This is a genomic window from Williamsia phyllosphaerae (genome assembly GCF_014635305.1).
Classification (GTDB): domain Bacteria; phylum Actinomycetota; class Actinomycetes; order Mycobacteriales; family Mycobacteriaceae; genus Williamsia_A; species Williamsia_A phyllosphaerae.
Genome location: NZ_BMCS01000001.1, coordinates 2724626 through 2745696 on the forward strand (window position 1 = coordinate 2724626; position 21071 = coordinate 2745696).

Sequence of the window (21071 nt, forward strand, 5' to 3'; positions counted from 1 at the left end):
CGGTGCGGGGGCACGGTGATCGATCAGGACACGCCCGGATCCGACGTCTGCTCCGGCGCCGCGAGGACATCGGTGATGTCGTATCGGTCGGCGGCCTTCGCGGCGACGGAGAACTCGATGTGTCCTTCCCGCGCGAGGGCGGCCAGCACGCCGACGACGATCGACTCGGCGTCGACGTTGAAGAACCGGCGTGCGGCAGGGCGGGTGTCGGAGAAGCCGAACCCGTCGGTGCCCAGCGTCATGTAAGTACCGGGCACCCACGCGCGGATCAGTTCGGGCAGCCCGCGCATGAAATCGCTGACCGCGACGAACGGCCCCTGCGCCGAGGACAGCGCGGAGGTGACGAACGGCTGCTCGTGCTCGCCGTCCGGATCGCGGAGCGACGCCTTCTCGTAGGCAACGCCGTCGCGGGTGAGCTCACCCCACGAGGTCACCGACCAGATGTCGGCCGCCACGTCCCAGTCCTGCGCGAGCAGCTCCTGCGCCCGGACCGCGTCGGTCATCGTGACCCCCGAGACCAGGATGTTCGCCGGGTACTGCTTCTTCTCGGGTGCGGTGTGGCATTTGTAGATGCCCCGGAGGACGCCGGTGACGTCGAGGTCCTCGGGCTGCGCCGGCTGCGAGATCGGCTCGTTGTAGACGGTGATGTAGTAGTAGATGTTCTCCGGGTCGTCGCCGAACATCCGGCCCAGGCCGTCGACGATGATGTGGGCCATCTCGTAGGCGTAGGCCGGGTCGTAGGCCACCACCGCGGGGTTCGTCGACGCCAGCACCAACGAGTGCCCGTCGGCGTGCTGCAGGCCCTCTCCGGTCAGGGTCGTCCGTCCCGCCGTCGCACCGATCACGAAACCGCGTGCCATCTGATCAGCGGCGGCCCACAGGCCGTCGCCGGTCCGCTGGAAGCCGAACATCGAGTAGAAGATGTACAGCGGGATCATCGGCTCGTCGTGGGTCGCGTACGAGGTGCCGACCGCGGTGAACGACGCGGTCGAGCCGGCCTCGTTGATGCCCTCGTGCAGGATCTGACCGATCTCGCTCTCCTTGTAGGCGAGCATCAGCTCGGCGTCGACCGAGGTGTAGAGCTGACCGTTGCGGTTGTAGATCTTCAGCGACGGGAACCACGAGTCCATACCGAACGTGCGGGCCTCGTCCGGGATGATCGGCACGACGCGCTTGCCGACCTCCTTGTCGCGCATCAGTTCCTTGAAGATGCGCACCAGCGCCATCGTCGAGGCGACCTGCTGCTTGCCCGAGCCCTTGGCCATGGCCTTGATGACACCGTCGGTCGCCGGCTTGAGCGTCTTGCTCTTGGTGCGACGGGTGGGCAGGAAACCGCCGAGGGTCTTGCGCCGGTCGAGCATGTACTGGATCTCCGGTGCATCCGCCCCGGGGTGGTAGTACGGCGGAAGGTACGGGTCCTTCTCGAGCTGCTCGTCGGTGATCGGGATGCGGCAGCTGTCCCGGAAGTCCTTGAGGTCGTCGAGTGTCAGCTTCTTCATCTGGTGCGTCGCGTTGCGGCCCTCGAAGTGCTTACCGAGGGTGTAGCCCTTGATCGTGTGCGCCAGGATCACCGTCGGCTGACCCTTGTGGGCCATGGCCGAGGCGTACGCGGCGTGCACCTTGCGGTAGTCGTGGCCACCACGCTTGAGCTTCCAGATGTCGTCGTCGCTGATGTTCTTGACGAGCTCCTTGGTGCGCGGGTCGCGTCCGAAGAAGTGCTCGCGGACGAACGCGCCGTCGTTGGCCTTGTATCCCTGGAAGTCGCCGTCGGGCGTGGTGTTCATCAGGTTCACCAGGGCGCCGTCACGGTCGGCGTGCAGCAGCGCATCCCACTCGCGGCCCCACACGACCTTGATGACGTTCCAGCCCGCGCCGCGGAAGAACGACTCCAGCTCCTGGATGATCTTGCCGTTTCCGCGGACAGGGCCGTCGAGACGCTGCAGGTTGCAGTTGATGACGAAGGTCAGGTTGTCGAGACCCTCGGTCGCCGCCACGTGGGCGAGGCCGCGCGATTCGGGTTCGTCCATCTCACCGTCGCCGAGGAACGCCCACACGTGCTGCTCGGAGGTGTCCTTGATGCCGCGGTCGTCGAGGTAGTGGTTGAACCGCGCCTGGTAGATGGCGTTCATCGGTCCGAGTCCCATCGACACGGTGGGGAACTGCCAGAACTCGGGCATGAGCCGCGGGTGCGGGTACGACGGCAGGCCGCCGCCCTCACCGGCGTGGCTGTGCTCCTGACGGAACCCGTCCATCCGGTGTTCGTCGATGCGGCCCTCGAGGTAGGCGCGCGCGTAGATGCCGGGGGAGGCGTGGCCCTGGATGAAGATCTGGTCGCCACCGCCGGAGTGGTCCTGGCCGCGGAAGAAGTGGTTGAAGCCGACCTCGTAGAGCGCGGCCGAGGAGGCGTAGGTGGAGATGTGGCCGCCCACACCGACGCCCGGTCGCTGCGCGCGGTGCACCATGATCGCCGCGTTCCAGCGGATGAACGCGCGGAACCGGCGCTCGACGTCCTCGTCGCCGGGGAACCACGGCTCGCTCTCGGTCGGGATCGTGTTCACGTAGTCGGTCGAGGTCAGCGACGGGATAGACACGCGCTTCTCGCTGGCGCGTTCGAGCAGTCGCAGCATCAGGTAGCGCGCACGTCCCGGACCGGCGTTCTCCAACAGGCCGTCGAAGGACTCCAACCACTCGTCGGTCTCCTGCGGATCGATGTCGGGTAGGTAGGACGCCACGCCCTCACGGATGACGCGGACCCGGTCGGTGCCCGACGAGCGGTCCTTGCCGCTCGCGCCGCGTGCGTCCTGCGTGCTCTGCTCTGTCACTGGTGCATAACTCCTCGTGTCGACCGGCTTGTTGTGGCCGGAACCTGATCGGCTCACCGAGAGCGGAATGTGCGTCCGCAGCGGTGCGACCCCGGACCCGGCATGGTGGCGCCGGAGCGAGGTACGTCACCAATCGTGCCGTATGTGATCTCCGGATGGCACCGCAGCGGCCAACTCGGGCCGTACGGGCTCGGTGCGCTGGTGCTCGGACGGCGTGTCGGACTCGGCCGATGTGTTGGTCCGGGTGTGTCGGCTGAGGCACTATCGCACCTGTGAAGGCTCAGAGCGCGGGCGCAGCGGCGCGTCCGCTCCAGGCGATCGTCGCTGCGTCGGCGTGCGCGCTGCTGGTGCTGGCGGCGGGGTGCACCTCCGGTGTCGACGGCTCCGGACAGGTGGACGCCATCGCGGCCGGCCAGTACCGCGCCGATCAGTCCTCGAGTGCGGCCAGCAGTCGGCAGGCGGCGGCGGCGAACGCCGAGTACAGCCTCTGCGCGGCGGTCACCACCTCGGCGGTGTCGATGCTGCGGACCTACAACGCGTTCGTCGACGCACTCAACTCGAAGCAGGTGTACGCCGACCTCGGCGGCGCCGACCGTCGGGCCGTCGACGAGTTCACCCGCGGATCCGGGGCGATCTCGGATGCGTTGACCGATGAGGTGTCCGACGGGGTCCGGTCGCAGGCCCAGGCGCTGATCGACCGGACGGGCGCGTTGTCGCGGGCTGTCGGCACACGACAGCGGGTACCGCTCAACGTCGCGTCGACGGCGTGGATCCGCGCCCGCGACGCCGTACTCGATTCCTGCGGTCCCTATGCGGCCTCGAGTTCCTCGACCGCGCCCGCGGTTCCGGCATCACCATCCGGCTCGCCGGGCGGATGACGCCTTCGGTGGGTCCGATATCGGGCTCACCGGCCACGACGTCGTCCGACACCCGCGCCGGATCGCATACTCGGCTTGCAACTTCGCCGCACACGCTGTTCTCTAGTACCAATCGGCTGATTTCCCATCGGGATCTCGGCGCACACATGTTCGGTCGGGAAACCTGATGAGGAGGTCGCACGCGTTGGTTGCCGCTGCGGATGGTAATCGCGCCGAGAAGCTCGGGTTCACTCCGGGCATGGTGGTGCAGGAGCTCGGGTGGGACGAGGACGCCGATGACGACCTCCGCGTCGACATCGAGGACCGCGTCGGTGCCGAGATGCTCGACGAGGACTCCGACGAGGTCATCGACGTCGTCGTTCTCTGGTGGCGCGATGACGACGGCGATCTCGTGGACGCCCTGATGGACGCCATCGGACCGCTCGCCGACGACGGATACGTCTGGGTCTTCTCGCCCAAGACAGGCACCTCCGGCTACGTCGACCCCGCCGAGATCGCCGAGTCGGCGCCCACAGCGGGACTCACCCAGACCTCGGTCATCAGCCTGGGGGATTGGTCCGGATCGCGCTTGGTGCAACCCAAGTCGCGCTCGGCCAAGCGCGCGTGATCGACTCTTCGCCCACCGGTGCAGGACCGCTCGACCAGATGGCACGGATAGCGATGGACTCCCCGTCCGCCACGCCCTCGCGGCCGCTGCCGCCCGGCTCGATCGCCCCGGATTTCGAACTCCGCGACCAGAACAACCAGCGCGTGAGCCTGCAGGCGTCGCGTGCCACCAAGAAGGTCCTCGTGGTCTTCTTCCCCCTCGCCTTCACCGGCACCTGCGAGGGCGAACTCGCCATCCTGCGGGACCGGCTCCCCGACTTCGAGACCGACCGGACCACCCTTCTGGCCATCTCGGTCGGTCCGCCCCCCACGCACAAGATCTGGTCGTCGGCACAGGGATTCCTGTTCCCGATCCTCTCGGACTTCTGGCCGCACGGGGTCACCGCGATGAACTACGGGGTCTTCAACGCCCGCGCCGGCTACGCCAACCGTGGGACGTTCGTCGTCGGTCAGGACGGCATCATCACCTTCTCCGACGTCGTCGGGCCGGGCGAGGCGCGCGACGACACGCTCTGGGAGCGTGCACTCGCTGCTCTGCAGTCCTAGCGGGCCGACTCACACGATTTTCCGAAGCCTCCGCGGCGCGATAGATTCGTGTCTGCATCGGCGCTGTGGCGCGCCGTCGGCGCGTATAGCTCAGTGGTTAGAGCTCTGGTCTTACACACCAGCGGTCGGGGGTTCAAATCCCTCTGCGCGCACCATCTGTGAACGGTTGATCGCAATACGCAACTCGACGAGTTCATCGTGTAGTTGCTGGATCTGCTGCCCTGTCGCTACCTGATTCGCCGCATCCTCCTGTGCCACACGTTGGACGATCCAGGATGCCAGGGTCGCGGTCACAATTCCGATCAGGCTGATGCCGCCGATCATCAGGAGTGCCGCGATGATCCGACCGGTGGTGGTCACGGGTGCGTAATCGCCGTACCCGACGGTGGTGACCGTCGTGATCGACCACCACACGGCGTCACCGAACGTCGTGATGACGGCGTCGCCTCGTGAGCGCTCGGCCTCCAAGATCGCCAACGACGCAACATAGATCAACAGGACCGCGCTTGCGGCCGTGTAAATGACCACCCTTCCTCGGATCGCGCCGCCTACTGCCTTCTGTAACGCGCCGAACAAGATGACGAGCCGCAGCAGTCGCAGCGGCCGGAGCAGCGGCAACGCGACCACGGCGAGATCAAGGAGGTGCCGGACGAACCATCTTCCCTTCTCCGGTGCAACGGCGAGGCGGACGATGTAGTCGACGGCAAACACCAGCCACGCAGCCGCCACCACCGCGGATAGGACGGCTCTCGCGATCCCGGAGGGCTGGGCCAGGACCTGGACTGAGTATGCGGCCAGAAAAATGCCGGCCACGCAGGCCAGCGGCCATTCCAGCCGCTTGTCCCACTTCGCGAGAAAGTCTGTTCTGTCGAGCACGGGTCCCCAATCCTGATCGCCGCCCAATCGAGACGGTGGCCTGCTCGTCACGGGGGTTGTTGCATTGCTACCCGATCGCCGTCGCGTGACCCGGCGTGACACCCGGGTGTGTCGCACATCGTCCGCACGCGCGGTCACCGGTGTAGCGTGAGACACAGGTTCAACCATCTGTCGCTCTCCGGCAGACGTCTCAACCCCGCGACGGTCGGCATCCTTCGATCGTCGCCTCTTCAGAACAAGCGGCGCATCTCTTCGCGCCCTGTGAGGATGACCATGGATTACACGCAACTCTTCTCGCACACGGCAGTGGCCGAGGCGCCCGCCGAGTCGAGCGACGCGTCGGTACGCAACCCCACCTTCTCCGACGCCGAGAATGCGGACAAGCATCCGCATTCCGCCTCTGACCACTGATCACCGTGGGTGAGGTCGATCGGCGCAGCGCACAGCCGGTTCGACTTGCCCTGTCGGAGGTCGCGGGACGCGACGTCGACGGAGCGTGGTGGCCGCAGACCAATCGGGTCGCCGGCGAACTGCCCCACCTCATGCTCGCGCTCGCCTCGCGGGTGGGCGCCGTGGAGGGGATCGGCGTCAACTGGACGAACACGTCCGCTTTCCCGAACTTCAATGCTGCCGAGTTCCCCGCACATCCCGGCACCCCGGCATCGATTGATCTCCATCTGATGGTCATCACCGGGAGTATTCGAACGATCACGTTGCTGCTCATACCTTTTCGGACCTCAGTGCGCCTGGCGACCCTGGTGCTCCGTGAAGCGGTGGCGTTACCGATACCGATGGATCTCCTCGACACCCGGGCGCATCTGGCCGCGCGTCGGATCGTCCAGAGTGCCCAGACCCAGGCGGCAGACGGACGCGCGAAGACCAGCTGAAATACGCCGGACCGGTTCGCATCACGACACCGCGGACCGGTACCGAAGGCTCATCCGCTCGTGATAGCGCGCCACCTCGACGCATTCGTCGGCGAGTTCCGGCGGATCCACCACGGTGAAGTCCGTACCGAACGCGTGTAGCCATCGGGCGATCGAGGTCATCGACGTGCCGAAAAGCGTTATTTCACAACTCGTCTCGTCGCCGGTCTCGACGACGCCCCAATCGCCGTCGACCATCGGTGCGACGTCCTCGATCGGTGCGTGGATCCGGACGCGGGCGCTCGACGTCCGCCACAGCGCGCCGATGCTGGCCGCCACGTGGGCCGCGGCTCCGCCCTCGGGGAGCGGTCGTGGCGTGAAGCGGGGACCGGTGGGGATCTTGGGCGTCATCCGATCGACCCGGAATGATCGCCAGTCGGATCGGCTGATGTCCCATGCCACCAAGTACCACCGAGATCCGCTGCGCACCAGTCGATACGGCTCGACCTCACGTCGGCTGGCCTGCTCGGAACGGTCGAGGTAGTCGAAGCGCAGACGCTCGGTCCGATGGCAGCACGCCGCGATGTCGGAGAGAGTGCCCGCGTCGACCGACGACTTCGACGTCGGCGACGTGACGGTGTCCACCTGCAGGGAGTCGAGTCGATGCCGCAGCCGCGACGGCATCACCTGCCGTAGTTTCTGCAGTGCGCGGATGGCCGCGTCGTCGAGGCCGGTCACCGAACCCGTTGCCGCCGATTGCAATCCGAGAGCGACCGCCAACACCTCCTGGTCGTCGAGGAGAAGCGGTGGCATCTCCGCACCCGCACCGAGTTGATATCCGCCGCCGACGCCTACAGTCGCGTCGACGGGGTAGCCGAGTTCGCGTAACCGGTCGATATCCCGTCGCACTGTCCGCGTCGTCACGTTGAGCCGCGCGGCGAGATCGCCGCCGGACCAGTCGCGCCGCATCTGGAGAAGTGACAACAGCCGCAGCAGCCGCGCGGACGTCTCCATCACCATGTCGTGCCCCGTTCGTAGCGGTGGGTGCGTTCGACCCCAGTGTTCGTCCTATTGAGGACAATCGATGTCCTCGATCAATTCAATCCTCCATCTCAGCAGGCCGACGCCGGCCTGAGGGCTCCGGTGGCGGACGCGAGGATCGATTTGTTACGCATATGAAACCACTTTGAGCTCTTTGGTCCCAGGAGCCCCACTACTCTCATCGCCATGCAATCGTGGTCTCGTGTCCGCAGGTTCGGCGTGATGATCGGTGCCCTGGCGGTGATCACCACCGGCGTCGGCGCGACCCAGGTTCTCGTGGCACCCGCGGCCGCGTCGGCGAAGCCGGCCCCGTCGGTGACGCTCTACAACTCGGCTCAGGGCAAGTTCTCCAACGGGAACGTCGCCGGCGGACTCGCTGATCTGGCCGCACTGGTGCGTGTCGCCCCCAACGACCGCCAGGCGCTGGCGCTGCAGGCCATCTGGGCCGACTACGCCTACGACTTCCCGACCAAGGCGAGCGCGCTGGCGCGATTGAACGCGGTCTCGCCCGCAACGGCCCGCGGGATCGGCGGGGTGTTCGGTGCGATCGGTGCCGGCATCGCGACGATTCCCAACCCCTTGCCGGGGATCATCGGCCCGCGTACGGCCATCGTGGCGCTCGGGTACGGGTTGCTGCCCAACGGCACGATGCGACCGGAGCTCGTCGAGCGGCTGACCAAGACGTGGGTGCAGGCCCTGATCGCCCCGGCCTCCCCGATCATCGTCACCGGTGGCGCACCGCAGAACGGGGTCACCGAGGCCGCCGCCATGAAGGGCTGGCTGGTCGGACGCGGCATCCCCGCCTCCCGGATCGTCGCCGAGACCCGCGCCGGTTCCACCGTCGCGAACGCGCTGAACAGCGCTGCGATCATGAGGTCACGCGGCTGGGGCAACGCGATCATCGTGAGCAGTCCCAACCACCTGCGGCGAGCGGTCGCCGACTTCATCGTGGCCGGCGTACCGGTGGTGGGCACCACCACCCAGTTCAACGGGTGGCCCTCGCAGATCCTGCCGCCCACGCGTGACGCGCAACGCGGGATCTACCTCGACGTGACGCGAACCTTCGGGCTGCCCGCGGGTCGCTGAACCAGATCTGCCGTCGACTTCAGGCCGACGCCAGGTCGGACAGCGCGATGTCGGGCAGATGAATCCAGCCCTCGCGCCTCGCCACCGTTCGTTGGGGGGCGGTCGGGAGGTGAGTTCGCCCGATCGCCGCAGCACGGGCCAGGAACGCGGCCAACACCGCGTCGAACGCATCGTCGCTACGCATGCACAGGTCGTGGTGCGTGCCGAGGTTGAACCACGGAGTGGCGTCGACGAACTGGCCGACGAGCGTGCGTCGAACGGCGTCGTTCGCGCGGCCCTTGTATCCCCGCGAGGTGAAACCCCACGTGGACAGGGCCGCCGCCGGATAGGCCTCCACCGCGCGTCCGTCGACCCGGTCGGTGACGTCCAGCGCGGCCAACACGCCCACGCATCGCAACGCGACGTGGGCGATCAGGTCGGCGGAGACACTCAGGGGGATGAGGCCGGTCCGCTCGCGGACCACGTCGTCGGTCGTGCGACGCACCAGTGGTCCGCGCGCCGCGCGAGTGTTCAGCGGCCCATGTGTGGGGGCGGCGTGCCGGTGGTGGGCGGAGATGAAGGTCACGAACTCGTCCGGCCATCCGAAGGGCGAATCGATGCCCACCCGTACCGCGCCTCGCGACGCGGCAACCAGGTCGGCGTCGGTGGCGCCGAGCCGCACATCGACGAGCGTGGCGCGACCGTCGTGCCAATCGATGGTCGCCACGGCGGTCTTCGCCGGCTCCGCGGCGAGATCGACGCCCACTGTTCGCATGGCCTCACGCTAGTGGGAGCTCGGTACAGGGTTCTCTGAATACAGACTTACCTGTACCGTCGCGATCCATGGATGTTGCGACGAACGTGTCCGTGCTGGCGAGATTCGGGCACGCACTGTCCGACGAGACCCGAACCCGGATCCTGCTCGGCCTCGCCGACGGCTCGCGATACCCCGCCGATCTCGCCGACGACCTGGAGGTCAGTCGGCAGAAGTTGTCGAATCATCTGGCGTGCCTACGCGGGTGCGGCCTCGTCGTCGCTGTCCCCGAGGGCCGACGCACCCGCTACGAACTCGCAGACCCGACCATCGGACGGGCCATCGCCGATCTGTTGACCGTCGTGCTCGCCGTGGATCCGGCGTGCTGTGCCGATTCCGCGAGCGGGTGCTGCTGATGCCCTCGGACGCCGCGACGTCGTCTGTGCCCGCGGCGCCGACGGACACGCGACGGCGCCTGCTGTCCCGGCGGATCCGGATCCTGGTCGCGGTGACCATCACCTACAACGTGATCGAGGCGGCCGTGGCCCTGACCGAGGGCGCGCGGGTGTCGTCGACGGCGCTCGTCGGCTTCGGGCTCGACTCGGTGATCGAGGTGTCCTCGGCCGCGGCGGTCGCCTGGCAGTTCTCCGCGTCGGACCCTGGGCGCCGTGAGCGCACCGCGCTGAGGATCATCGCGATCTCCTTCTTCGCACTGGCCGCCTACGTCTCGGTGGACTCGGTGGGTTCCCTCCTCCGTGGCTCGGTTGCCGAGCACTCGTCGATCGGGATCGGGCTCGCCGCGGTCAGCCTGGCCGTCATGCCGGGCCTGTCCTGGCTGCAGCGCAGGGCGGGCCGGGAGATCGGATCACGCTCGGCGGTGGCCGACTCCAAGCAGACCATGCTGTGCACCTGTCTGTCCGCGGTCCTGCTGGTGGGTCTGGTGCTCAACAGTGCGCTCGGGTGGTTCTGGGCCGACCCGATCGCCGCTGTGGTCATCGCTGCGGTCGCCATGCGTGAGGGTCGGGCCGCCTGGCGGGGCGACGCCTGCTGTGCGCTGCCGGCGCCGCGATCGGCCCGTGCGCCTGCGGACGCGAGTTGCGCCTGCTGCGACTGACCCCGCCGCGAGACCGGTTGTCACCTCAGTCGTTCGGCGACACCGACATCCGCAACGCGGCCGCGACCGTCGCGTAGGTCGCGTCCCACACCTGCGCCTCCCGGCACGCGGTGGCACTGCCGTCGGCGTCGTCGGCGGCCCGCCGTCGGTCGGCCCAGCTCATCCAGGAGATCGACTGACGTCGGCACAGGTCGAGAGAGTCCAGGAGTTCCGCCCGCCCGAGTCCGACGAGGCCGTCCAACTCGTCGGAGCCGACGCGACGGTCGTCGCGGTGGCGTCGGATCACCGCGCACAGTGCGGGTCGGACGTCGGTGGGCGTGTCGTCACCGGGGCGTACGAGTGCCTCGACCACCATCCGGTACCCGTCGCGCATGAAGTCGTGCCAGCGGTCGAGTGCCGTGATCATCGACCGGGTCGGACGGTCGCCGAGGTCGACGGCGAGTTCCACGTCCACGATCGTGCCCTCGGAGACCAACTCGAGACCCGGCCACCGCTCGACGACGGCCTGCGCCGCCTCCAGGCGGATCGGATCGACCACACCGCGGATGGTGGTCCAGAGCAGGGCACTGCGCTCGACCTCCCACAGTTGCAGCTGCACCAGCGCTTTCGGGTAGCGCAGTTCCAGGGCCTGGTAGTGGTCCACCTCGACCGACCCGGCGAGGCGCTCGTGCACGACCCGACGCACGGTCCGACCGATCCCGCCTGCGGGGTGATCGGCCATGGCCGCGGCCCGTGAGCCCGGGGCGATCGGCGGCACCGACCGGACCGCACGCAGGAAGCTCGGGTGTGTGATGCCCCAGACGGTCCGGGCCACCACGATCACGTCGTCGACGAGGTCGCCGGGAGTCGTCGAGGACGCGAGACCGGTCAGGTGGTGCTCCCCGGTTCGCGACCATCCCGCGACAGCGGTCTGGTCGGCGTCTGCGTCCACCGCGAGCACCGCACAGAGGACCCCGGCGTGCAGGCGCCGCACGGTCAGATCGGGAGCGGAGTCCGCGTCGGCGCGCTCCCGCCGGAACGACACCACCTCGTCGTCGGCGATCCCGGACAGGCGCGCCACCAGCGACCCGTGAAAGCGCGACCACGCGCGATCGATCTCGTCGTCGAACTCGAGGTCGGTGAGGGGCAATGACATGGCGACTCCCAGGTGGCGGTGGAACGATGTCGCGACCCTACGATCGGCCACCGACAGAGGCGCTCGAGTTGCCCCGAGGAGGTCGGTCCACCATCGCCGCGGAGTCCGTGGGGCCCGTGTGCCACAGTGATCCGGTGCTCCTCCCACTCCTGACCCCCGACGTCGTCGCAGGCCGTTCCGAAGTGTCCGATGCGGTCACCGTCGGCGACGAGGTGTTCTCCCGCAGTGACCTCGTCGGCGCCGCGACATCGACCGCCGAACGGTTGGGGGCGGTGAGCCGCGTCGCGATCGAGGCGGTCCCGTCCATGCAGACGGTCATCGCGGTCGTCGGCGCACTCATGGCCGGTGTGGTGGTGGTGCCGGTGGCGCCCGACAGCGGCACGGCCGAACTCCGCCACATCCTCGACGACTCCGGCGCGCAGGCATGGCTCGGCGCGACACCGACCGACGCATGCGGTCGGCCGCACATCCCGGTCCGCCTCTACGCCCGGTCCTGGCACCGGCATCCGCAGCCGCGGGCGGGCGCCCCGGCGATGGTGATGTACACCTCGGGGACCACAGGACCGCCCAAGGGCGTGGTGATGACGCACGGGGCCATCGCCGCGGGGATCGACGCGCTGGCGCAGGCGTGGCAGTGGACGCCGCAGGACACCCTCGTGCACGGGCTGCCGCTGTTCCACGTGCACGGGCTGATCCTCGGACTTCTCGGACCCCTGCGGATCGGTGGACGTCTGGTGCACACCGTGAAACCGACCCCGGAGAACTACGCGGCCCATCCCGGCAGCATCTACTTCGGGGTGCCGACGGTGTGGTCGCGCATGGCCGCCGCGCCCGAGCACGCGCGTGCGTTGCGATCGGCCCGCCTCCTCGTCTCGGGGAGTGCGCCGTTGCCGCCCACCGTGTTCGAGGCCCTGCGCGAACTGACCGGCCACGAGCCGGTGGAGCGGTACGGGATGACCGAGACCCTCATCACGATCAGCACACGCGCCGACGGTGAGCGTCGGCCCGGCTGGGTGGGCCTGCCCGTCGAGGGTGTGCAGACGCGTCTGCGCGACGACGCAGGGGAGGATCTGCCGCACGACGGGGAGGCCGTCGGCGAGCTGCTCGTCCGCGGACCGATGGTGGCGTCGGGTTATCTCGACCGCCCCGAGGCGACGGCCGAGTCATGGCTGCCCGACGGGTGGTTCGCCACCGGTGACGCCGCCCTCATCGACGCCGACGGGATGCACCGGATCGTGGGTCGGATGTCGACCGACCTCATCAAGTCCGGCGGCAACCGCATCGGTGCAGGTGAGATCGAGGGGTCGTTGCTCGGTCACGGATCTGTCGCCGAGGTCGCCGTGGTCGGTGTCGCCGACGACGACCTCGGTCAGCGGATCGTGGCGTTCGTCGTCCGCGCGGCCGACGATCCGACCGATCCCGACACGTTGGCCCGCACGCTCATCGACCATGTGGCCCGGTCCCTCTCGGCACACAAACGTCCCCGGGAGATCCGGTTCGTCGACGACCTGCCCCGCAATGCCATGGGCAAGGTGGTCAAGAAGAAGTTGCTGACCGACGGCTGACGAGGGGGTCGCTCACCGCGCGGCGAGGTAGTTCTCGCCATCCATCACCGGCACCACCTCGGATGCCCCGATCTCGCCGGCGACCCGGACGTCGTCGACGAAGCCGAGCGCCTCGAGCTCGCGGCCACTGACCGTGTCGTGCAGCGCTTCCGACGCGCCGACGGCGACCCCTCGCCACGCGTGCACGGTCGCCCACGCCTCCGGCGACAGATCTGTTCGACCGCGCTGCGCAAGGGCGTCGAGAACCGCCCCCGCGCCCCACAGGTCCTCCACCGCGGGACGCAGCGAGCCGTCCTCCCACTGCTCGCCGGCGGCGATGACCGCCACGACGGTGTCGGGGTGATCCCGCTGCACGTGCGCCGCCACGGCGTCGGCGTTGCGCAGGGATGCCGCGATCACCGCGTGGCCGTCGGCGCGGAGCAGACGGGAGATCGTCGAGCCGTTGGGCGAGGGCAGTACGAGTCGCCTCGGCGGGTCGACGCATCGTCGAATACTCTCCGGCGACAACGAGATCGACGTGCGATCGTGCCGGTCGCGCCGGTCGCGCCGCGTGGCGAGCACCGCGTCGTGGTCGTCGGCGAAGTCCTGCGCGGAATCGTAGGCGTACTGGTACGGCAGCACCGTCATGCCCCGTTCGCACGCGACGCCGACCGTGGTCGTGAACGACAGGACGTCCACCACCACCGCGACACCGACCTCGCGTGGGAGGTGACGGGCACCGGCGGCACCCCAGTCGAGCAGCGTGCGGCCGCTCATCGTTCGCCGACCCCGACCATCTCGTCGGTCAGTGGTGTTGCGGCCCGGGCGAACCCGGCCGCCTGTCCGGCGGCTCGGATCCCGGCCGGCACCGCACCGGCGAGCAGTTGCTTGACCAGTGCGGGTGTCCGGTCGATCGGACCGTCGCTGCCCGCGATGATGACGTTTCCGTAGCGCCGCCCCTTGAGCATCGCGGGGTCGGCGATGATCGCGACGTTGGCGAAACGGTCGGCGACGGTGGCGGTCTCGGCGCGGGCGTGCGCGAGATCGCGGGTGTCGGCGCAGTTGACGAGGTAGAGGCCGTTGGGTCGCAGCACCCGGTGGACCTCGGCGGTGAACTCCACGGTGGTCAGACGCGGTGGCGTCACGGCCCCGGCGAAGACGTCCCGGATCACCACGTCGCGACTGTCGTCGGTCAGCGACGCCGTCACCGTCCGTGCGTCTCCCACCCGCACGCGCAGGACGGGTGCACGCGGGAGGTCGAACTGTTCACGGATCAGATCCGCCAGTGCGGCGTCGACGTCCACCGCGACGTGACGCGAACGCGGGTAGCGGTCGATGAGGTAGCGGGGGAGCGAGCACGCGCCCGCGCCGAGATGCAATACGCGCAGCGCCTCGTCGCGATGGTGTCGCGCCTCGATGACCGCCACCATCCATCGCATGTACTCGAAGTCGAGACGACTCGGATCGTCGGGATCGATGTGCGAACTCTGCACACCGTTGATCTCCACGAGCCACCCGGCGCCGTAGTCGTCGCGGGTGATGGCGCATGTCCCGGTGTCGATGGGGTAGACGCCTGCACTCGTCTCGGTGCTCCGACGGCTCGCCATCCGACCGACCCTATCGGTGCACCACGGGTACGGCGTGGGCGCGGCGAGCCGGGGTGGGAAGGTTGTTGACGATGCGTACCGACCCCACCACCCTCACACCGGCGACCGCGCGTGCCCTCGGACTGGTGATCGGAGTCGTGGCCGACCGCGTTCTCGGTGACCCGGCCCGTTTTCACCCGGTCGCGGGCATGGGCACCGTCGCCGGTCGGGCAGAACGCGCCCTCTACGCCGACACCCGTTCCGCCGGCGTGGTGTTCACCGCGATCTGCGTCGGATCCGCCGTCGCGCTGGGGGTACCCGGCGATCGTCGAGGGGGCATCGTGCGGTGTGTGACGACCGCGGCGTCGACATGGGCGGTGCTCGGGGGCACGAGCCTGGCCCGGGTGGGCGGCGAGGTCGCCGACGCACTCGAGCGCGACGACATCGACGCCGCGCGGGCGCTGATCCCGAGTCTGTGCGGCCGCGACCCGATGAGCCTCGACGGGCCAGGCATGGTCCGTGCCGCCCTGGAGTCGGTGGCCGAGAACACCTCCGACGCCACCGTCGCGCCGCTGGTCTGGGGTGCGATCGCCGGGGCGCCGGGTTTGCTCGGATACCGGATGATCAACACCCTCGACGCGATGGTCGGATACCGGTCACCGCGGTACCTGCGGTTCGGGTGGGCGTCGGCACGCCTCGACGATGTCGCCAATCACCTGCCCGCCCGCCTCACCGGGGCGGTGATCGTCGGCATCGGCCCCCGCCGCGGTGACGCACTGCGAGCGTGGCGCCGCGACGCGCACCGCCACCCGAGCCCCAATGCCGGAGTGGTCGAGTCGACGTTCGCGGGTGCGCTGGGAGTCGGTCTGGGAGGCACCACCGTGTATCGACACCGCACCGAGGAACGTCCCCGTCTGGGTGACGGGCCGGCACCGACACTGACCGATCTGCACCGGGCGGTCGCGTTGTCGCGGCGGGTGCAGGTGGCGTCCGCGGTGCTCGCGGCGGTCAGCACTCTGGTGGTGCGCCGGCGTCAGTCGCCGTAGCGGCTGGCCAACTTCTCCCGGATCCGGTCCGGGGCCTCCTGCTGGTCCGGTCCGGCGCCGATCGTGCCCTTGACCCGGGTCTGGCCCATGCCGACCGACGAGGCCTTCGTCAGGGTCTGTCGGCGCTCCCGCGAACGCTTGACCGGTGCATCGGACGCCTCGGGCATCGCGTCGGCGGCATCGGCGCCGAGTCGGGCCTCGACCTCGGCGCGCTGAGCGGCGGCGGTGCGACGGTGTTTGATCTCCGACCACACGAAGTAGAACAGTCCCAGGGGCGCCATGACGCCGAACGCGAGCCACTGCAGTCCGTAGGACAGGTACGGCCCGGCGTCGAGCTGGGGGATGGGGATCTCGGCGAGCGACCCCGGTTGACCGGAGGACAGCTGCAGGTAGGCGGGCATGGTGGGCAGACCAACCTGTCTCCCCAACACGGCCGGATCGATCGTGTACACCTGCAACACGCCCGCCTCGATGCGCGGACCGCGCCCCGGACTGGTGCCCTCGGGGGCCCGGATCCGGGCCTCGATCGAGGTCGGGGTGGACGGGGCCGCACTCACCGGCGGCAGTGCGGTGCCCTGCTGTGGTCGGACGTATCCGCGGTTGACGACGAAGACCCGGCCGTCGTCGGCCCGGAACGGGGTGAGGACCTCGAACGCGGGGCTGTCGTCGACCGAGCGCAGACGCACGACGGCCTGCTTGTCGGGCAGGTACTGCCCGGACACCGTGACCTCACGCCACTCGGTGTCGGTCGGGATCTGTCCGGTCCCCGGGTAGACGGTCCCGATGTCGACGGCGCTTTTCGTCACCGCGCTCTTGATCAGGTCGTTCTGGTGCTCGGTGCGGGTGTTCTTGCCCAGCTGCCAGGGCGCGAGGACCCAGAAGCACGCGAGGGCGAACCCGACCACCACGATCGCGAGCGCCACCCATCCGGGGCGGACGAACGCACGCAGGATTCGCATGCTCCAACGGTACGTCACCCCTGGCGTGTCACCGCTGCGTGAGCTGCTCCCGCACCCACGCGAGCAGGCCCGGTGTGGCCGCCTCCACCTGGGCTCGGACGGTCGCGAAATCCTCGGGGCCGCCGTAGTAGGGGTCGGCGACGTCGAGGTCGTCGCCGGCGTCGGGGTCGAAACTGCGCAGCAGGCGACTGCGGTCGGCGAGCTTCTTCTTCGTCAGCGCCCGCAGATGTCCAGAATCCATCGCCACCAGCAGGTCGGCGGAGGTGTGTTCGGGTCCGATCACCGCCGCGACGTGCTCGTCGTCGTGACCACTGCGACGCAGTTCGGTACGGGCCCGGTCGTCGGCGGGTTCGCCGACATGCCAGGCACCGGTGCCGCAGCTGTCTACCGACACCAGGTCGGCGAGACCGGCGTCGCGGACCGCGTCACGAAAGATGTTCTGTGCCATGGGTGACCTGCAGATGTTCCCCGAGCACACGAATGTGACGTGACAACGCTCAGACACCCAGCACCTCTCGTAGTCCCTCGACCGATTCGACCACCCACCGGGCGTCGTCGGATTCGCCTTCGAGAGCGTAACCCCACCCGACAAGCACTGCAGGGATACCGAATTGGCCCGCACCATGGATGTCGTGCTCGCGATCGCCGATGATCACCACGGCCGTCGTACGGTCGTCCGAGGTCGCCACCCCCAGTTCGTTCAGGGCGTGGGCGACGACGTCGCTCTTCGTCCGGCGCGACCCGTCGTCGCTGGCACCGGCGATGTACTCGAAGTGGTCGGCCAGTCCGAAGTGGGTGAGTATCCGGCGTGCGGTGCTCTGGTTCTTCGACGTGGTGATCGCCATCCGTCGTCCCGCGGCCTGCAGATCGGCCAGCACCGCGGCCATCTCCGGGAAGACCGAGTTCTCCAGCCAGCCGATGTCGTTGTAGCGGGTGCGGTACGCCGACATCGCGGCGTCGGCCGTCGCGCCGTCGAGGCCGAGGGAGTTCAGTGTGTCCATCATGGGCGGACCGGCGATGCCCGCGATGAGGGCCGGATCCGGTTCGGGGTGCCCGACCACGGTCAGGGCATGGCGGAAGCTGTTGGCGATGCCGTCGAACGAATCGGTGATGGTCCCGTCGAGGTCGAACAGCAGGAGTGTCGACGGATGGGCGGGATCGATGGTGAGCGGCACCGCCTCATTCTCCCCGTAGGCTGGACCGCTGTGACATTCGGTGTGGTGCGTCGGAGCGAGGCGGACATGGATCTGACCGCGCTCGACCGGCACGGCGACATCGACGCGACCGCGGGCATGGTCGACTTCGCGGTCAACGTCCGGGGCGCGACCCCCGTCTGGTTGCGTGACGAGCTACGCCACCGAATCGACGATGTGGCCCGCTATCCCTCCCGGGCCGACGAACTCGCGGCGGTGCGAGCGGTCGGCGACACCCACGGCCGACCGCCGTCGGAGATCCTGCTGCTCGCGGGCGCGGCCGAGGGGTTCGCGCTCCTGCCGAACCTGCGCCCCCGCCGCGTGGCCCTCGTCCAACCGTCGTTCACCGAGCCCGAACGTGTTCTGCGGGCGGCGGGCATCGCCGTCGATCAGGTGGTTCTGCCCGAGCCGTGGCACCTCGACACCGCCGACATCGACGATGACGTCGACATGATCGTGCTGGGCAACCCCACCAACCCGACCTCGGTACTGCATCCGCGTTCGGCCGTCGAGGCACTGCGCCGGCCCGGCCGGACCATCGTGGTCGACGAGGCGTTCGCGGACGTGACGGTGGGGGAGCCGGAGAGCCTGGCGTCGTCGGGGTTCGACGACGTCATCGTGATCCGCAGCGTCACCAAGACCTTCGCACTCGCCGGATTGCGGGCGGGCTACCTCCTCGCCGCCGCGCCGGTCGTCGCGCGCCTCGCCTCGACCCGGCCGCACTGGCCGATGGGAACGCTGCAGCTGGCGGCCATCGAGATGTGCCTCGGCGAGCGCGGCCACGCGCATGCCCGGCACGAGGCCCAGACGGTCACCACCGACCGCGAGGCGATGGTCGCCGCGCTGACCGAGGCGGGCGTCGAGGTGTGCGGGACCCCGGCGGCATCGTTCGTCGTCGTCCGGGTCGCCGACGGCACGTCGGTCAAGAACCATTTGGCGCAGGGTGGTTTCGCGGTCCGTTCCTGTGCCAACTTCGTCGGCATGACGCCCGATCATCTGCGTCTGGCCGTGCGCGACCCCGCCACGGTGGCCCGCCTGCTCGACGCCTGGAAGGACGTGATCTGACATGGCCGTGTTGGCCGACCTGATCGAACTGTTGGAGACGCGTTACCCACAGCATCTGGCCGAGTCGTGGGACAGCGTGGGGCTGGTGTGCGGTGACCCCGCCGACGCGGTGACCGCGGTGCTCACCTGTGTCGACGTGACCGACGCCGTCGTCGACGCCGCGGTCGGGGGCGGATTCGAACTCGTCGTCGCACACCACCCCCTGCTGTTGCGTGGGGTGGACACGGTCGGTACGCACACCCCCAAGGGCCGCCTGGTGCACCGACTCATCCGGTCCGGTTGCGCGCTCTACACCGCGCACACCAACGCCGACGTCGCCCTGCCCGGGGTCTCCGACGCCCTCGGCGACGCGCTCGGGCTCGTCGACATGCGTCCGCTGCAACCGACCACGACGCCACCGATGGACAAGTGGGCGGTGTTCGTGCCGCAGTCCGACACCGATCGCGTCGCCGAGGCGATGTTCGCCGCCGGTGCCGGTGCGATCGGCGACTACAGCGAGTGCCGGTGGTCGGTCACCGGGACCGGGCGTTTCCGTCCCGGCGACGGGGCACATCCGGTCATCGGCACGGTCGGGCGCGTCGAGTCCGTCGTGGAGGACCGGGTCGAGATGGTCGCGGCCCGCGGGAGCCGGGAGGCGGTCCTGGCCGCGTTACGCGACGCCCATCCCTACGAGGAACCCGCCTTCGACCTGCTCGAGACGGTCCCGGTCGCCGCCGACACCGGTCTCGGCCGGATCGGACGGTTGTCCGAGCCGATGTCGCTGCGCGACTTCACCGATCACGTGGCGCGGTCGCTGACCGTCGCGCCGTGGGGGGTGCGCGCCGCCGGTGACCCCGACGCCGTCGTCACCACCGTCGCGGTCTGCGGTGGGGCCGGCGACTCGCTCATCGACACCGCCGCCGGATCCGGGGCCGACGTCTTCGTCACCGCCGACCTGCGCCACCACCCTGTCGACGAGCACCTTCGCGGCCACGATCTCGCGGTGATCGACGCCGGGCACTGGGCGACGGAGTTCCCCTGGTGCGCGCAGGTGTCATCGGTGCTCGTCGCACACGACCCGTCGTTGGTCGTGCACGAGTTCGGTGACACCACCGATCGCTTCACGATGCACGCAGGCCCCCAGGCGTGAGCTGGGGATCGGTTGTACAGCGGTAGGCTCGCGAGACTGAACACCCCACACCGAACACCCCAGACCGAACATCACGGACGACGAAGGGACACCGCTGCGTTATGAAGGCAGATCCGGCCGATCAGAGGTTGCTGCTGGAGCTGGCGGAGCGCGACGGTGAGGTGTTGCGGCTGACCCATCGCCGCGGCCATGCCCCCGAGGTGGCCACCCTGGCCGATCTCGAGGAGGCGATGCGTGGGTATCGCGACGAGACGGTCAGTGCCCAGATCGCCGCCGAGGACCTCGACCGCGAGGTGCGGCGGCTCGAGAACGAGATCTCGGTCCTCAACACACGCGAGACCAAGGACTCCCAGCTGCTCAACGGCGGCACGATGGCGGGCAAGGCGCTCGTCGAACTCGAACACGAGATCGCCGGCATCGGTCGGCGACGTGGAGTGCTCGAGGACGAGCTGCTCGAGGTGATGGAACGCCAGGAGGCCACCGCGTCGCAGGAGCTGCGTTCGCAGGCCTTGGTGTCGCACACCGAGACCCAGATCGCCGAGGCCACCACGAAGGTCGATGCGGTGCGCGCCGAGGTCGACTCCTCGGCCCGGGTCGCCGAGGCCGCGCGCGACAAGATCCGCGCCGAGGTCGATCCCGCGCTGCTCGCCGTCTACGACAAGCAGGTCGCGCTGGGAAAGACCGGGGCCGGGTTGCTGCGCCAGGCCCGTTGCGGTGCGTGCCGGATGGAGATCGACCGGGGCACCCTCAGCAAGATCGGCAAAGAGGCGCCCGACGAGGTCGTGCGGTGCGACGAATGCGGTGCGGTGCTCATCCGCACCCACGAGTCCGGCCTGTAGCCCGGTG

23 protein-coding genes and 1 tRNA gene are annotated in these 21071 nt (G+C 69.1%); 14 read left to right on the forward strand and 10 right to left on the reverse strand.

Features of this window, described 5'->3' with window-relative positions:
* Positions 1-23: 23 nt before the first annotated feature.
* The gene (gene aceE, locus IEV93_RS12755) at positions 24-2744 is read right to left on the reverse strand and encodes a pyruvate dehydrogenase (acetyl-transferring), homodimeric type (RefSeq protein ID WP_371873839.1); all 2721 of its coding nucleotides are present in this window, start codon (positions 2742-2744) and stop codon (positions 24-26) included.
* A 350-nt stretch (positions 2745-3094) separates the two neighbouring features.
* On the opposite strand from aceE, the gene IEV93_RS12760 reads away from it, so the two are divergent.
* From IEV93_RS12760 to IEV93_RS12775, 4 genes are all read left to right on the forward strand, one after another.
* A complete protein-coding gene (locus IEV93_RS12760; RefSeq protein WP_188490057.1) occupies positions 3095-3700 on the forward strand; it encodes an Rv2240c family protein in 606 nt (201 codons plus the stop codon).
* Positions 3701-3884: 184 nt separating this feature from the next.
* Positions 3885-4307 (forward strand): DUF3052 domain-containing protein, encoded by a 423-nt coding sequence (locus tag IEV93_RS12765; RefSeq protein WP_188490576.1) that lies wholly within the window; start codon positions 3885-3887, stop codon positions 4305-4307.
* Between the two features lie 53 nt (positions 4308-4360).
* Entirely contained in the window at positions 4361-4852 is a 492-nt protein-coding gene (locus tag IEV93_RS12770; RefSeq protein ID WP_188490058.1) for a peroxiredoxin, read from the forward strand.
* Between the two features lie 79 nt (positions 4853-4931).
* Positions 4932-5007: transfer RNA gene (locus IEV93_RS12775), tRNA-Val, on the forward strand.
* Here the strand turns inward: IEV93_RS12775 and IEV93_RS12780 are convergent.
* Complete coding sequence (locus IEV93_RS12780) at positions 4964-5728, reverse strand: potassium channel family protein (protein WP_229705168.1); 765 nt, start codon at positions 5726-5728, stop codon at positions 4964-4966. The two genes, IEV93_RS12775 and IEV93_RS12780, sit on opposite strands and share 44 nt — an antisense overlap.
* Positions 5729-6001: 273 nt before the next feature.
* On the opposite strand from IEV93_RS12780, the gene IEV93_RS12785 reads away from it, so the two are divergent.
* Both IEV93_RS12785 and IEV93_RS12790 read left to right on the forward strand, forming a co-directional pair.
* On the forward strand, positions 6002-6139 hold the full coding sequence (locus IEV93_RS12785) for a hypothetical protein (protein ID WP_188490059.1): 138 nt from the start codon (positions 6002-6004) through the stop codon (positions 6137-6139).
* 5 nt (positions 6140-6144) lie between these two features.
* Positions 6145-6615, forward strand: coding sequence for a DUF5994 family protein (locus tag IEV93_RS12790; protein WP_188490060.1), 471 nt, complete (start codon positions 6145-6147; stop codon positions 6613-6615).
* A gap of 21 nt (positions 6616-6636) precedes the next feature.
* On the opposite strand, the gene IEV93_RS12795 is transcribed toward IEV93_RS12790, so the two are convergent.
* Positions 6637-7611, reverse strand: a complete 975-nt coding sequence (locus IEV93_RS12795; RefSeq protein ID WP_188490578.1) for a helix-turn-helix transcriptional regulator — start codon at positions 7609-7611, stop codon at positions 6637-6639.
* Positions 7612-7821: 210 nt separating this feature from the next.
* Here IEV93_RS12795 and IEV93_RS12800 point away from each other — a divergent pair, with 210 nt between their 5' ends.
* A complete protein-coding gene (locus IEV93_RS12800) occupies positions 7822-8721 on the forward strand; it encodes a YdcF family protein (protein ID WP_188490061.1) in 900 nt (299 codons plus the stop codon).
* Positions 8722-8740: 19 nt separating this feature from the next.
* On the opposite strand, the gene IEV93_RS12805 is transcribed toward IEV93_RS12800, so the two are convergent.
* Positions 8741-9475 carry a DUF429 domain-containing protein gene (locus IEV93_RS12805; protein WP_188490062.1) on the reverse strand — a complete coding sequence of 245 codons (735 nt, stop codon included), beginning with the start codon at positions 9473-9475 and terminating at the stop codon, positions 8741-8743.
* A gap of 68 nt (positions 9476-9543) precedes the next feature.
* Here IEV93_RS12805 and IEV93_RS12810 point away from each other — a divergent pair, with 68 nt between their 5' ends.
* Together IEV93_RS12810 and IEV93_RS12815 are read left to right on the forward strand one after the other, a co-directional pair.
* Positions 9544-9870 (forward strand): ArsR/SmtB family transcription factor, encoded by a 327-nt coding sequence (locus IEV93_RS12810; protein WP_188490063.1) that lies wholly within the window; start codon positions 9544-9546, stop codon positions 9868-9870.
* Positions 9870-10568 carry a cation efflux transmembrane domain-containing protein gene (locus IEV93_RS12815; RefSeq protein ID WP_188490064.1) on the forward strand — a complete coding sequence of 233 codons (699 nt, stop codon included), beginning with the start codon at positions 9870-9872 and terminating at the stop codon, positions 10566-10568. The genes IEV93_RS12810 and IEV93_RS12815 overlap by 1 nt, the downstream gene beginning before the upstream one ends.
* A gap of 25 nt (positions 10569-10593) precedes the next feature.
* On the opposite strand, the gene IEV93_RS12820 is transcribed toward IEV93_RS12815, so the two are convergent.
* Positions 10594-11703, reverse strand: a complete 1110-nt coding sequence (locus tag IEV93_RS12820) for a TY-Chap domain-containing protein (RefSeq protein WP_188490065.1) — start codon at positions 11701-11703, stop codon at positions 10594-10596.
* Between the two features lie 134 nt (positions 11704-11837).
* Here IEV93_RS12820 and IEV93_RS12825 point away from each other — a divergent pair, with 134 nt between their 5' ends.
* On the forward strand, positions 11838-13268 hold the full coding sequence (locus tag IEV93_RS12825; RefSeq protein WP_229705077.1) for an acyl-CoA synthetase: 1431 nt from the start codon (positions 11838-11840) through the stop codon (positions 13266-13268).
* Between the two features lie 12 nt (positions 13269-13280).
* Here IEV93_RS12825 and IEV93_RS12830 read toward each other — a convergent pair whose 3' ends face one another.
* Together IEV93_RS12830 and IEV93_RS12835 are read right to left on the reverse strand one after the other, a co-directional pair.
* On the reverse strand, positions 13281-14024 hold the full coding sequence (locus IEV93_RS12830) for a 2-phosphosulfolactate phosphatase (protein ID WP_188490067.1): 744 nt from the start codon (positions 14022-14024) through the stop codon (positions 13281-13283).
* Complete coding sequence (locus tag IEV93_RS12835; RefSeq protein ID WP_188490068.1) at positions 14021-14854, reverse strand: spermidine synthase; 834 nt, start codon at positions 14852-14854, stop codon at positions 14021-14023. Before IEV93_RS12835 ends, IEV93_RS12830 begins: the two co-directional genes overlap by 4 nt.
* Before the next feature lie 71 nt (positions 14855-14925).
* Between IEV93_RS12835 and IEV93_RS12840 the strand changes: the two genes are divergently transcribed.
* The gene (locus IEV93_RS12840; RefSeq protein WP_188490069.1) at positions 14926-15879 is read left to right on the forward strand and encodes a cobalamin biosynthesis protein; all 954 of its coding nucleotides are present in this window, start codon (positions 14926-14928) and stop codon (positions 15877-15879) included.
* Here the strand turns inward: IEV93_RS12840 and IEV93_RS12845 are convergent.
* From IEV93_RS12845 to IEV93_RS12855, 3 genes are read right to left on the reverse strand one after another with little or no spacing between them, the layout of a single operon-like run.
* Complete coding sequence (locus IEV93_RS12845) at positions 15867-16838, reverse strand: SURF1 family cytochrome oxidase biogenesis protein (RefSeq protein ID WP_188490070.1); 972 nt, start codon at positions 16836-16838, stop codon at positions 15867-15869. The genes IEV93_RS12840 and IEV93_RS12845 overlap by 13 nt on opposite strands.
* Before the next feature lie 28 nt (positions 16839-16866).
* Positions 16867-17343, reverse strand: a complete 477-nt coding sequence (locus IEV93_RS12850; protein ID WP_188490071.1) for a low molecular weight protein-tyrosine-phosphatase — start codon at positions 17341-17343, stop codon at positions 16867-16869.
* Entirely contained in the window at positions 17336-18013 is a 678-nt protein-coding gene (locus IEV93_RS12855; RefSeq protein WP_188490072.1) for an HAD-IA family hydrolase, read from the reverse strand. Before IEV93_RS12855 ends, IEV93_RS12850 begins: the two co-directional genes overlap by 8 nt.
* Before the next feature lie 66 nt (positions 18014-18079).
* Here IEV93_RS12855 and cobC point away from each other — a divergent pair, with 66 nt between their 5' ends.
* From cobC to IEV93_RS12870, 3 genes are all read left to right on the forward strand, one after another.
* Complete coding sequence (gene cobC / locus IEV93_RS12860) at positions 18080-19096, forward strand: Rv2231c family histidinol phosphate aminotransferase CobC (RefSeq protein WP_229705078.1); 1017 nt, start codon at positions 18080-18082, stop codon at positions 19094-19096.
* A 1-nt stretch (position 19097) separates the two neighbouring features.
* Positions 19098-20225 carry a Nif3-like dinuclear metal center hexameric protein gene (locus IEV93_RS12865; RefSeq protein ID WP_188490074.1) on the forward strand — a complete coding sequence of 376 codons (1128 nt, stop codon included), beginning with the start codon at positions 19098-19100 and terminating at the stop codon, positions 20223-20225.
* A gap of 101 nt (positions 20226-20326) precedes the next feature.
* Entirely contained in the window at positions 20327-21064 is a 738-nt protein-coding gene (locus IEV93_RS12870; RefSeq protein WP_188490075.1) for a zinc ribbon domain-containing protein, read from the forward strand.
* The last annotated feature ends 7 nt before the right edge of the window (positions 21065-21071 follow it).